Below are 13,234 nucleotides of genomic sequence, written 5' to 3' on the forward strand. Positions count from 1 at the left end.
ATCCATCATGTCCGGCAGCAACCCCTTCGCATCATCGTTCGGCGCCGGCTCGCTCGTGCAAAAGCATGACGAGGAGTTGGATATTCACGTCGACATGACGGCGATGATCGACCTGGTGTTCATGCTGAATATCTTCTTTCTCGTGACCTCGTTGGTGACGGCGATGGCCGAACTGGACCTGCCGTTCGCCACGCACGTCACGGCGGCTGACATGGATAATTCGCTCCTCATCAGCATCGTCGCCAAGGAACGGGGCAACCGGCCGCAGGTGTACATCGGCGAAGCGGGCACAGGCGACCTGGTGCCGGACACACAGCTCGAAGAACGCGTGGCCACGGCCGTACAGCAGGCACGCAAAGAAGGAAAAACCAACGTCGTGATCAAGGCGGAATCCTTCGTGCCGTTGGCCACCACCGCCCGCGTCGGCTCGGCCGTGGGCGCGGCCAGCGAAGAGATGAAGCTCAACTTCGCCGTGATGGAGAAGGATTAGTAGTCGGTAGCCAGTAGTCAGTAGCCAGCGAAAAGAATTCGTTGCTTGACACTGACTACTGGTTACTGATTACCGACTACTGTTTGCATGATTTCCTTTCACTGCAACAACTGCGGCCGCCGGTTGAAGATCGACGACGCCTTTGCAGGGCGCAAGGGAAGCTGTCCGCGCTGTGGCGTCGACCTGGTCGTGCCGGTGCCTGCCCCGCCTCCGCCACCGGTCCCCAGCTTGTCGGGAAGCGCTTCGACCGGGCTTTCTGGCAGCAAGTCGGGCCTGGCCGGAAGCAAGTCGTTGAGCCGGTCAGGCTTGCTCTCTCAGGGAGCTGCAACCGCCAGGCGCCGCCCGGGGCCGCGGCCTCCCTTGGTGCGGCCGGGCTCGGGCAAGCTCGAGTTCCGCGAGATGATCGACATGACCGCGATGGTCGACATCGTCTTTTTCTTGCTGATCTTCTTCATGGTGACGTCGTTCAATTCGCAACAGGCCTCGATCGAAATGCCCACTCCCGCGCCACCCACGGGCGCGACGGGCAAGGCCACGGCGCGGCGTACCGTCGAAGAGTTCGAGAACGACGCCGATTTTGTCGTCGTGCGCATTGACGCCGACGACACCGTGTGGGTGGAGGAATCGGTCGCCATGACGCAGGCCGATCTGGCCGCCAAGTTGCGTCAGCTCGCCGGCGGCAGCGGCGGCCGAAGCAAGCTCTTGGTGGTCGGCCACAGCGAGGCCACGCACGGCGCCGCCGTGAAGGTCATGGATACGGCGCACTCAGTGGGCATCGACGACGTCCGCCTGGCCGTAAAGGACGAAGAATAGTAGCCAGTAATCAGTAGTCGGCAGTCGGTAGTCAGTAATCAGTAGTCGGTAATCAGTAACTGGAGGCGGAGCCTCCGATCTGCACGGACTACTGGCTACCGACTACTGAATCCGACTACTGACTACTTGTTCTTATGACGCCTTCTTCGTTCCGGCCGGTTTTTCGGCTGTGGCGTGGCGATGGGCCTGGTCGGTGCGCAGCTCGCGAGTGCCATCCAGGATCGGCAACGACATCTTGGCCGGCGCAGCGGCTGCCGCAGCGGGCGCCGGAGGCGCGAGCTTTTCGATCTCGCGAGCGTATTTGCGACCCACGCCCAGGTATTGCAGTTTCGGCCACAGCATGTGAGCGTTGCTCGTGAGCCATTCCCAGCGGAAGAAGTACCGCATGAAACACTTGGCGTGCCAGAATTGTACTTGCTCGGCCGTAAGATTCTTGTACTTCATCACCGGCGTATAGACGTTGTACTTCGTGAAATCGAAGTCCGCGATCTGGTTCTTCACGTCGTTGAAGAACTCGGTGCCGGGATAGGGCGTCACGATGTTGAAGTTGGCGTAGGTCGGGTTCACGGCCTTGGCATAGGCCAGGACGTGGCGGATCGAATCGACCGTATCCTCGGGGAAGCCGATCATGAAGCCGGCTACGGTGCGGATACCCAGACCACGGCAGAGCGCGACAAAATCGCGCTGTTTGTCGTCCTTGATCGGGGCCCGCTTGTACTGACGCAGTGTTCCTTCGTCTGGTGTTTCGATGCCGACGGTAATTGCCGTCAGCCCTACCTCGCGCAGGATGCGCAGCGTCTCGGGCCGCAACAGATCGATGCGGCTTTCGATCGAGAACTCGATCTTGCGCGGCAGCTTGCCAATCAATTCGGCCAGGCGAATCACGCGTTTGCGGTCCAGGCCGAACAGCGGATCGCGGAATTTGAACGAGCGGAAGCCGTATTGCTGCATCCCGGCGCGCAGTTCCTCGAACACGCTCTCTGGCGTGCGAAAGCGCGTGGCGTTCTCGACGATGATGTAAGGGCAGTAATTGCACGTGAACGTGCAGCCGCGGCTCTGCTGGATCAGGCCGGTCGGGAAGCGTGTGAAGTCGTAGGCGATCTTGAACTTCGACGGCTCGAAGGGCGTCCAGTCGGGAAACGGCAGGTGATCCAGGTCGCGGACGCTGCCGACGTCGACCACGCGCGTGGCGGCGTTGAGCACGTCGTCCAGCTTCCACAACAGCCGCTCGGGCTCGCCCCGGACGATCGTCACGTCCAGCCCGTCGAAAGCCTCGGGCAAGGCATACGCGACCAGCCCGATGATCAGGACTTTGGCCCGCGGATTCTTGTCCAGCACTTCGCGAATCGCGGCGATTTCGAGGTGCAGCGTAATCAGCGAAGGATTGAACACGTAGAGTTCGGCGCCCGAGGGGACGACGTCCTCGGAATACTCGACCGTGTGCCCGAGCTTCTGAAAGATGGCCGCCAGATAGGCGAAATTGAGCGCCACGGGCCGGCGATCGCGTTTGTAGGCCCAGCGAATGACGCGGCCGCGGAAGCCGCCGAAGCCATGATACTGACCGACGCCGAAGCCGCCGGCGAAATCCTTCGCGACGTCGAGTTGGCGAGTGTCCCACAAGACAACGTGCATGGCCAGTTCTCCGGCTTACAGGAATTTCTTGAGTTGCTGGCGCGGCTGCGCATGGAACACGTCCAGGACTTGCTGCGCCTGGTCGATGCGCACGCCGTGAGGGAGTTCGAGCTTCGGCGGCTTTTCCAGCAGCCGAATGCGCCCTCCCTGGTAGATTTTGTAGGTGTTGCCGCGCCACGTGATGTGTGTGCCCGCCGCGGATGCGAGCATCATCGCCGCGTTCACCAATGCCGTCAGCGGCACGCACCAGGCGTCGTACAACGTCGCGCCGCGCAAGGCGGCAAATCGATCACCGAAATAGGTCTGCGCCGTGGCCCGCCGCATATACCCGCGGGCCACATTGAGCCCGTACCACACAAGGCAAAACAGGGCGGGCATCCAGGTCCAGTCGGCATGCGTCGCGGCGCCGTGGAGCGCTAGGACCAGGCTTCCCCAAAACGCCACGGCGGTGGCCACGATGGCCGCAAAGCCGATGCACCAGGTGCGCAGCGCGTAGCTCTTGCCAATCACGTACTGCCGGCGCAAGAACTCGAACATCTGCGACATGCTCAGTTCCAAAGGCGATGGAAGCATGCAGGACGGCTCGAACTCGACGCGCATCCGCGCCGCGCGCAGCACGCGCGAGGCCACCAGGTCGTCGCTGAGCGTCCCCTGCCAGGCCGCGCGCAGGCCGCACTCTTCGAAGCGATCGCGACGAATGGCCCATGAGCCGCCCCACACCAGCCCGCGCGAATCGGCGCGGTACATCACCGCGGCGCAGGCGTTGATCGCATATTGGATGTAGCCGGCCAACGAGGGCCGGGTGGGCACGAACCAGCGATAGCCGGTCGCGGCCGCGGCCTTGCCATCGTCGAGCCGCTGCACGAGCAGGCGAAGCCAGGCCGGGTGCGGGCGAGCGTCGGAATCGACAAACGCCAGAATCTCGACTTCGGCCGGCAATTCGGCGGTGCCAGCCAGCAGGTTGTGGACCTTCTGTCCGGTCGTAGTCGCTCGGCCAGCCACCAGCAGGCGGACCGGCACGCGGCGACTTTCGGCCATCAGGCGGCGAATGGTGTCGCAGGCCGGGTCGTCGGCGCTTTCCACGAGGAACACGACCTCGTAGTTCGGATAGTCCTGCTCCAAGAGCGGACGGAGGTTTTCGGCCAGCCCCAGTTCGACCCCTTTGCAGGGCGCCAGCAGGCGGACGCGCAGGTTCCTCGGCGTGGTGCGGGCAGTGCGCAACCGGCTGCGCGCGAAGCGGCGATGCTCGTACGTCTGGAGCGCGAGCAAAAGCGCCTGCAAAAGCGCGCAAGCGGCCAGGACCAGCCAAACAGCAAATAACCAGCTCATCGAGCCAGAGAACCTTCCTTGGTATCGGGTGTGCAATGCCGAAGTCGGCACGCGTGCCGCCGCCGTTGCCTCCTGCGACGAATCCCGGGTGCGGCAGGATACTCGCCTGGCGGCAAACGGGTCAATCGAGCCCGACGAGTGTGCCTTGGACGCGGCGCATACCGGCCGCGGTGGACCTGCCAGCAATGCCAGCAGCGCCGCTCCGCAAGCTCGCTACAATCGGCAGCTCTTTCCAGAGCCTATTCGGACGCCACGCCCTGGTGGCTTGAAAGAATTGCGAAGGGTGAGAACAAAAAGAGACGCCAGCGACGAACGCTGACGTCTCTTTTGGGGATAACACCGATGCGCTAACGGACTACATCTTACGACGCCGACGGCGGGCAACGCCCACCAGACCACACAGGCCCACCGCGGCCAGCGCGATCGACGACGGCTCCGGCACCGCGAAGGAGGCCGTCCCGACAAGGTTGCCGGTCATCGTGAAATTGGCCGTGAGCAGCGTATTCAATGGAGCAGGCAGGGTACTCGGCGTAATGTCGAAATTCACCGGCAGCGTGACGCGCAGGTTCGATCCGACGTGCTCGATCAATCCATCGCCGGCATTGTTGTCGGGCGAGCTGATCGTCGGCAGCGCCGTGCTGAAACCAAAGCCGAGCTGGTAGCTTAGCGATCCTATATTACCCGTTTCGGTAAGCGTGATGCCTTGCGTGCCCAGATACTGCACCAGGGTGGTGAGCGCCACGCCAGTGGCCAGCCAGTCGACGATATTGTCCTGCTGCAAGGTCGCGGTCAGCGACATGTCCGAGGTGCCCGTTACCGAGATGCCAACCTGGCTCGAATCAAAGTGCTGAGGATAGCTTCCGCCACCCGTCGTGGGCAGGATCGGGCTCGACAAATTCAGCACGACATTCCGTAGGGCAACGTTCAGATTGATGCCCGTCAGGGTGCCAAGATTCAACGTCGAAATACCCAGGTTCAGCGAGCTGATGTCAATCGGCGGAATGACCACATTCTGGGGCGACGTGAAGACCAAGCCGTAGTCGGCGGGAGCCGTGCCGGTCGTGCCGCCAACGCCTGGCGCGATTTGTGCGGTAAGGCCCAGAAGCCCGGTGGCATTTGCCGCTTGCGAGAAGCTATTGTTCGAAAAACCGATACTGTAGGGGCCCACGTTCACACCCATGGTGCTCGGCGTGTTGCTCGACGTCTGGGCGTAACTGGTGGTCGCGCTTCCGTTGCCCTGAGTTACCTGCGGAGCACTGCTCAAGGCGGTGCCGCCAAGAGATGCGGAGGCCGAGATATCGATCCTGCTCTGTGTGCCGCCAGCGATGTTGGTGTCTGTTAACGTGACGGGCAATGCGGCCGCGCGCTGCGCAGTCGCAGCGATGAGAGAGAAAACGAGGGTCGCCGCCATTGTGGCGACGATGGTCTTCCGAATCATGAGCGTTCCCCTATATCTAAGGTTCTAGTAACCGGTTGAATCCCTAACGCGCTACAACGTAAGGCGGGACTGAGTCTCCCCCCATCGAGCTGGTAATCAGAATAATCACTGCATCCGTCAATGCACAGTAAAAAGCCAAAAGAAAGTCCGACTTTTTGTCAGGCGTTTCGTGGCCCGTAGCGCCGGGCCCAAGGAGCTGAGGACGAAAAGATCGCCGTAACACGCGTCTGACAAGCCACTTACGCGATAATCTGCCGTATTGGCGAGCCAAAGTCGATCTCCAACCGCTTGCGGCCAGGGACCTCGAGCCGGCGAGGATCCAGGCCGAGCTGATCGAGCACCGTGGCGTGCAGATCGGTCACGTAGTGCCGATTTTCGACCGCGTGATAACCCAACTCGTCGGTCGCCCCGTGTACCACGCCCCGTTTGATTCCTCCGCCGGCCAGCCACACCGAAAAACCGAACGGATGATGGTCCCGGCCGTCGGCATTCTGGGCGCCGGGAGTGCGGCCGAACTCGGTTCCCCACACGACCAGCGTTTCGTCCAGCATGCCGCGCTGCTTCAGGTCCTTGAGCAAACCGGCGATTGGTTGATCGACCTGCTTGCACAGCTGCGTGTGCCCCTCCTTGAGCTTGCCGTGCGCGTCCCAGGCTCCAGCTCCGCCATTACTGCCATGGAAAATCTGCACGAAGCGAACGCCGCGTTCGACCAATCGCCGCGCCGCGAGGCATTGCTGACCAAACGTGGCGGTCTCCTTTTGATCAAGTCCGTAGAGCCGCTCGGTGGCCTGGGTCTCGTCCTCGAGGCGCAACACGTCCGGCACCGCCATCTGCATGCGGAAGGCAAGTTCGTACGATTTGATCCGCGCCCGCAGTGCGGCATCGTCCGGATATTCAACAGCTGATAAACGATTCAAACGCGCGAGTAACTCAAATTCCCCGTCCTGTTCTTCACGATAGACATCAGGCCCCGGCGCCGCGAAGGGCAGCGGATTCTTCGGATCCACGGCCAGATGTACCGCGTTGTGCTCAGGGCCCAGGTAGCTCGCACCATGACCGCCCACGCCGCCACAGCAATCGGCGATGGGCGTACCCATCACCACGAATTGCGGCAGGTCGTCGTTCAACGAGCCCAGTCCGTAATGCACCCAGGAACCGATCGTGGGAAAGAACCCCTCGAGCGAATGCCGGCCTGTATGGAACTGCAATTGGGCGCCGTGATTGTTGTCGGTGGTCCACATCGAGCGGACGATCGCCATATCGTCGACGCAATCGCCCAGGTGCGGCCACCAATCGCTAATGTCGATGCCGCTTTGCCCGCGCTTCTGATAACCGACCTGGAGCGGAAAGATCTGCGGGTGGGAATGGTGCAATCCCGGCACGATCTCGCGCAGGTTCTTCTTCGAAAACGGGGACGCATCGGGATCGGGAAACGGCGTTTCGGCAATCGTTTTGCCGGCATATTTGTTGAGCGCCGGCTTTGGATCGAAGCTCTCCATGTGGCTGGTGCCGCCGATCATGAAGAGCCAGATCACGTTTTTCACCCGCGGCGCGAAGTGGGGCCGGCCATCGGGGGGCGCCCAGCCGGCCGTCACGGCGTCGGCCGCCCGCGCGAGCGGATCGCGTGCCAGCATTGCTCCCAGCGCCAGACCGGTGAAGCCCATTCCGACATCAGCCAGGAACGTACGCCGGTGCAGGCCTGAGCAACCGTTTCTCTTGTGGGGTTTCATGGCTTCAATCGCTCGTTCAGCGAATCGTGACGAAATCGTTGTGATTCAAAAGTACGTGTACGAAATCTTCGCGGGCCCGCATGGCCGGATCATCTGCCGGCTTGACAGCCGCGGTCTCACCGCCGGCAAACGCCGTTAATTGGGTTTTATCCGCCAGCCGCGCTGCCTGGCGCGCGAGAAACTCAAGTGACAGCGAACACTCTTCCGCACTCGGTGACCGCGACAGCACCTGCTCGAACGCCGCGCCCACGAATCGCTCGTCCGCCCCGTCGGGCCGCGTGTTTGATTCCTGCCATATGGATGCCGCCAGCCGCCGCGATTGCTCAAGCGCCAAAGGACTGTTGGCGAGAGCCAAAGCCTGCTGCGGCACGATACTCTCGCTGCGACGATAACATTCGTTGACGCTGGCCAGGTCGAAAAGCTTCAAGAACGTCATCTGTTTTTCGTTGGCGTGCTGGAAGTACAAGCTGCGCCGCGGCACGGTCAGCCCTTGGGCATATGCGAGGTCGGCACCGCCGATCGTCATATCGAGCTGACCGGCCACGCACAGCACGCTGTCGCGCACGGTTTCGGCCTCCATGCGCCGCGGATTGGCGCGCCATAGAAACCGATTGTCGGGATCGATCGTGCGTCGCGAGTCATCCCGCATGGCCGTCGACACCATGCAATAGGCCTGCGAAGTGACGATCAACCGGTGCAGCGACTTCATGCTCCAGCCGCGATCCATGAGTTCGACGGCCAACCAGTCCAGCAATTCGGCGTTTACCGGGGACGCGCCGCTGACGCCGAAATTAAATACCGTGGCCACCAAGGGTTCGCCAAAATGCCGCATCCACAAGTGGTTCACGGCCACGCGGGCTGTGAGAGGGTTGTTGCGATCCGCGATCCATCGCGCTAGCGCCAGACGGCGGCCCGTGCTCGTGGCGGGGTACAACTTGTCGAGCGGTGGATAGTCGGAGCGTTTCTCCGCCTCGGCGCGCACGGTCTTGAGCTTCTGGTTGGCGGCAGCCAGTGCTTCTTCAGCCTTCTTGCGGTCCTGTTTTTGCTTCTCGTCGGCCGTCTCGGCTGGCGGCAGCGCATCCACCGCCGCTTCGGCAACGAGCATCGCCTCCTCGGCAGCGCAGATCGTGGCGCAATTCACTGCCGTAACCGCCTCGGCGGCGCGCGCGGGCGCATCGGCCGTTGTCGGCCGTGCATAGCGTGCGTTATCAGCGACGATGCGCGCCTCGAGGCTGGCCAGCTCCGCGGTCGTCGTCGCCAAATGTTTATCGGCCAGCCCGGCCGCGACCTTGGCCGCGGCGAGAGCCTTTTCGGCTTCACGCTGCGTTTCGACCGCAGCCGCAAAGTTCGTGACGGCGACGGCCCCGTTGGCATCGATCGGTGCCGTACACTTTTCCCAATGCGCTTGGGCCGCTGCCAGCTTGGTGGCGGCCTCCGCGGCCGCACTCTTTGCTTTCTCAACGGCCGCCCGCGCTGCCGTGCGCAGCTCGTCGCGCAGGAATCCTCGCAAGCCCGGGTTGAAAGCGCTTGCCGGCAGGTGCACCGGCTCGATCTTGAATTCCGCGTTCCCCAGCGCGACTGGCACGCCCGGCCCGAGCGGATCGTCCTTTTGCGGTTCGCTCTCCTGTCCACGCACGAACAGGAACGTCTGGCGGTCATGATGCGCGTCGTAGACCCTGGCGATGCCGTCGAGTTCCACGTTAGGCTGTGCCGCCAAACGATCGATACGAACATCGTACGGCTCGAAGAAGGCGCGCAATCGATAATAGTCGCGCTGCGCGATCGGATCATACATGTGGTCGTGGCAGCGGGCGCAGTTGAACGTCATTCCCAGGAACGCCTTGCCCATGTGCTCGACGGTATTATCGAGCCACACATTGCGATTGAAGCGATACCAGTTGCGGGCCAGGTATCCGGTCGCCCGCAGGGTTCCGGGATCCTCGGGCGACAATTCATCGCCGGCCAGCATGTCGACGATCATCCGGTCGTAACCGCGGTCGGCATTGAGCGACTCGACGATCCAATCGCGCCACCGCCAGATATGCTGTTGGCTATCGCGTACCTCTTTTCCATAGCCGGCCCAATCGGCGTAGCGCCACACGTCCATCCAGTGCCGGGCCCAGCGCTCGCCATGCTGCGGACGCGCGAGCAAGCCCTCGACGACGCGCTCGAACGCCTCGGGCGACTCGTCGGCCAGAAAGGCGTGCAACTCGGTGCGCGTCGGCGGTAGCCCGATCAAATCTAAATAGACGCGCCGCAGGAGGACCGCTTTATCGGCCGGCCGGCTTGCGCTCAGCCCACGCTCGTCGCGCGCTTTGGCCAGAAACGCGTCAATCGGATTGGTCATCGTGGCTGCGGCGCCGGCGTTGGGCACGGCCGGGCGCTCTGGACGTTGAAAGGCCCAATGTTTGCGCGGGTCGGGCGGAATCGGCTCGCCCGCCGGAGCGTCCGCGCCGCTGTCGATCCAGCGGCGCAGCAGGGTAATCTCGTCCTCGGTGAGCGGTTCGGATTCGGCGGGCATGCGGTTCTCAGCCCGAGTGACCGCCACGATGAGCAGGCTGTCGGCGCTTTTTCCGGGCACAACGACCGGTCCGTCATCCGTGCCTTGTCGAATTAAATCACCCGTGTCGAGTCGCAGGCCGGCTTCTTGCTTCAGCGCGCCATGGCACATCGTGCAATGCCGCAGCAGAAGCGGTTTGATCTGCCGGGTGTAGTCAAGCGGCGCCGCGACATCCGCGGCCTGCGCACGCGTGCAGCAGCAAATGAGCCATCCAGCGATGAAGATGAACAGGTGAGGCCAGGACATCGAGATCCCAGATCGCGTTTGGGAACGTCTGCCAGCAGCGCCAGCAGAACGCAGTGGGTTTCGAGCAGGTCGTGGTGGGTGCATCGGCGGGTTATGCGGAGCGTCGATGTCCGTCGCGATAACAGACACGTGCCGCTAGCTCTCGTTTTTAACAGAACCAGGCCGGGAAGTCACGAAAATCACGTCTCAACAGGCCCTAAGTCGATGGGCCGCAGAGTTCGACGTGGCAACCACTTAGGCCGTCTCGTCGCCACACCCTGTAGCGAGACGTCTTGCCGACACCGCCCTCCGGGTGGAGGCCGCCAAGCGGGGTGCTGGCAGTAATTGACCCCGTTGTTTTCGCTAAGCGGACTAAGGCCCTACAGCCAACGCAACCGATACAGCAGATACAACCGGCAAGGTTTCGCGCGCTTTCGCTGCCTGACAGTGGCTAAGCCGCGCAATGCGATACGGACAACATCGTTGTTGCAATGACCCGCTGGGACGGGAACAAGGGCCGAATGAACGGACGGTATCTCGCAAGCCTGGCAGCGACCTTGGTCGCTAGTCTGTGCGTGGCCGCTGAACCATCGCCCGACGAGGCGCAGGTTCGCCGTCCGTATGTTCATAGCGCGCTTGTGGCGTCATCCCAGCGTGCCAAGAGCGCTCCGTTCTCGGCGAAGCAGCCAGTCGCGACTTGGCAGCAGAAGCCGGGCAAGCGAACGGACATGATGGCTTACGCCGACAGCGAGTCGCTGCCATTTCAAGTGGCGCGTCAGGAACGGCCACAAGCTCCCCAGGACAGCCAGGAGCCCCTTGCCGATCCATTCGCGGAGCCGGCGCCGACGGAAGTCCAACCCACGGAGCCGTCTGCCGAACCACCGATGGAATCGGCTCCCGGGGCAGCTGCGCCGAGCGAACCCCCGGCGGACGTCTTTGAAATGCCGCCTGCGGAAGAGACACCGGGCGTAGCACCGCGCGACACAGCGCCCCTTCGAGAAGCGCCACGACGAGAAGCGCCTCGGCAGGAGAGGCCCTACTACGGCGAGCCGCCCAGCCAGCGCGCGCCTGCGGCCCGTCCTCCGGCGCGTTCCGCTGCGCCGCGCGGCGCTGCGGAGCAGCCGCCTGAATTTGTTCCTGCTCCCGAACCGGAACCGGAGTCGGGTTACGACCAAGGATCGTTCGACGGCTTCGGCATGCCGTTCGGCGAAGACGATTTCGTCGATGGCTGCATGTCGTGCGTGGAATCGGGCTGCGGCAACTTGTGGGACAGCTATTGCCCGCCTCCGTTGCACTTGCGCATCCCGCCCGGCTCGTGGGTCAACATGGATTACCTGATGTGGTGGAGCCGCGGCGCTTCGCTGCCGGCCTTGGTCACGTCGAGTCCGACCGGGGGTGCGCTGGATTCTCCGAATCTGAAGATCCTCTTCGGCGACGATCGCGTCGACAACGGCATTCGTTCTGGCGGCCGGCTGAATATCGGCACCTGGTTCAACGCCCGACAGACCTTTGGCGTCGGAGCCACGTTTCTGCAATTGCAGAACATGGCCACGAATTTTAGCGCCGTTTCCGACGGGTCGACGATCCTCGCTCAACCGTTCTTCAATACCCTGACACACGCCCCCGATTCGGCCGTGATCGCGCAAAGCGGCTTGTTGTCGGGCGGCGTGCAGGCGCGGACGACCGACAGTTTCGTCGGCGGCGACGCCTACCTGCGAAGCAACTTGTGGCTGGCGCCGCGCGGCCGCATCGACCTGATCTACGGATGGCGCTATCTACAGCTCAGCGATTCGGTGAGCATCGGCGACAGTTCGGTCTCGATCGATCCGAACAACCCTCAGGTTCCGCTCGGCACGACGTTCACCGGCAGCGACATTTTCCGGGCGACCAACAAGTTCCAAGGTGGCATGATCGGCTTTCAAACCGAGCGCCGCCGCGGCATCTGGTCGCTGACCACGATCGGCAAACTTGGCCTCGGGAATATGCACGAGACCGTGTTCATCAACGGTTACTCGACCACCGCGGTTCCCGGAGTAGGGTCGACAAACTTCGTGGGTAACGTGCTCACGCAGCGGAGCAACATTGGCCGCTATGATCGCAACGTGTTCTCCGCGATCCCCGAAGTGAACGTGAACCTCGGCCTGCAGGTCACGCCGCGGTTGCGCGCAACCTTCGGCTATTCGGCAATCTACATCGGACGCGTGGCCCAGGCCGGGAATCAGATCAACCTGAACGTCGATCCGAATTCCTTCGGCGGTGGCGCCGGCAATGCGCCCACCTTCAGTTGGCATCAAAACAGCTACTGGCTGCAGGGCATGAACTTCGGCCTGAATTACAAATTCTAGCGCCACATGGCGCGGATAGCGCTGGCTGCGTCGAATTCGATCTAGCCCCGATAAACGACCGTCACGTCGCCGCAGCGATCGAACCGGACCACGACCCGATAGCCACAGCACCAGTCGTAGGTCACCACGCCCCGGCAAAGAAGTCCGCATTTGCTGTCGACCGCCGGGCATCCCTCGCAACAGGCCGGCAAGCAGACCGGCACGTCCACCGGGCAGCAGGTCACCGGGTTGACCACCTTGAGCACCGTCTTGATCGGCGGCTTGCAATTATCGCAGCATGTCCGGCCGCAGGTGCGATCGACATAACGAATGCACGGCTCGGGACAGCAGTTTTTCACGGGCGGCGCGCAGCTGGGATCCGCAGCGGCTGCCGCCGCACCCGAGGCACGGAGACGGGTCAGAGCGCCCTTGGCATCGGCGTCCAGAAATGCCTGAGCCGCCGCGACGGCGACAACGGCAAGAATCCAGCGAAGCGCCAGGCTGCGGCGCGTAAACGTATGTGCGGTTTGCATGATTGCCTCCCTGTTTGCTTCTTATTGAGTCCTAGTCAGACAATGGGCTGTTATATTGGAGGGCATGAGACCTCCCGGAAGTCCTGCTGCATTGGAGAAGCGCCGACGTAAGGCGGTGGAGTTATTGCAGCAGAATTTGACACTCGAAGCAGTCGCCGCG

General features: G+C 62.6%; 9 protein-coding genes. 3 read left to right on the top strand and 6 right to left on the bottom strand.

All coding sequences use genetic code 11. The features are described from left to right. Positions 1–7: 7 nt before the first annotated feature. A complete protein-coding gene (locus VHD36_18795) occupies positions 8–490 on the top strand; it encodes a biopolymer transporter ExbD (protein ID HVU89383.1) in 483 nt (160 codons plus the stop codon). Between the two features lie 87 nt (positions 491–577). Next, positions 578–1,303: a biopolymer transporter ExbD gene (locus VHD36_18800; protein ID HVU89384.1), complete on the top strand. Its 726-nt coding sequence runs from the start codon at positions 578–580 to the stop codon at positions 1,301–1,303. Between the two features lie 132 nt (positions 1,304–1,435). Here VHD36_18800 and VHD36_18805 read toward each other — a convergent pair whose 3' ends face one another. The 5 genes from VHD36_18805 to VHD36_18825 form a co-directional block, all read right to left on the bottom strand. Further along, a complete protein-coding gene (locus tag VHD36_18805) occupies positions 1,436–2,935 on the bottom strand; it encodes a radical SAM protein (protein ID HVU89385.1) in 1,500 nt (499 codons plus the stop codon). Positions 2,936–2,950: 15 nt separating this feature from the next. Beyond that, positions 2,951–4,264, bottom strand: coding sequence for a glycosyltransferase (locus tag VHD36_18810; GenBank protein ID HVU89386.1), 1,314 nt, complete (start codon positions 4,262–4,264; stop codon positions 2,951–2,953). A gap of 355 nt (positions 4,265–4,619) precedes the next feature. Continuing rightward, positions 4,620–5,702: a PEP-CTERM sorting domain-containing protein gene (locus tag VHD36_18815; GenBank protein HVU89387.1), complete on the bottom strand. Its 1,083-nt coding sequence runs from the start codon at positions 5,700–5,702 to the stop codon at positions 4,620–4,622. 239 nt (positions 5,703–5,941) lie between these two features. Then, positions 5,942–7,432 (bottom strand): DUF1501 domain-containing protein, encoded by a 1,491-nt coding sequence (locus tag VHD36_18820; GenBank protein HVU89388.1) that lies wholly within the window; start codon positions 7,430–7,432, stop codon positions 5,942–5,944. Between the two features lie 16 nt (positions 7,433–7,448). Further along, on the bottom strand, positions 7,449–10,238 hold the full coding sequence (locus tag VHD36_18825) for a PSD1 and planctomycete cytochrome C domain-containing protein (GenBank protein ID HVU89389.1): 2,790 nt from the start codon (positions 10,236–10,238) through the stop codon (positions 7,449–7,451). A 500-nt stretch (positions 10,239–10,738) separates the two neighbouring features. Between VHD36_18825 and VHD36_18830 the strand changes: the two genes are divergently transcribed. Next, positions 10,739–12,562 carry a BBP7 family outer membrane beta-barrel protein gene (locus VHD36_18830; GenBank protein ID HVU89390.1) on the top strand — a complete coding sequence of 608 codons (1,824 nt, stop codon included), beginning with the start codon at positions 10,739–10,741 and terminating at the stop codon, positions 12,560–12,562. A 41-nt stretch (positions 12,563–12,603) separates the two neighbouring features. On the opposite strand, the gene VHD36_18835 is transcribed toward VHD36_18830, so the two are convergent. Then, positions 12,604–13,074, bottom strand: a complete 471-nt coding sequence (locus tag VHD36_18835; protein ID HVU89391.1) for a hypothetical protein — start codon at positions 13,072–13,074, stop codon at positions 12,604–12,606. Between the last annotated feature and the right edge of the window lie 160 nt (positions 13,075–13,234).

The organism is Pirellulales bacterium (assembly GCA_035546535.1).
Classification (GTDB): domain Bacteria; phylum Planctomycetota; class Planctomycetia; order Pirellulales; family JACPPG01; genus JACPPG01.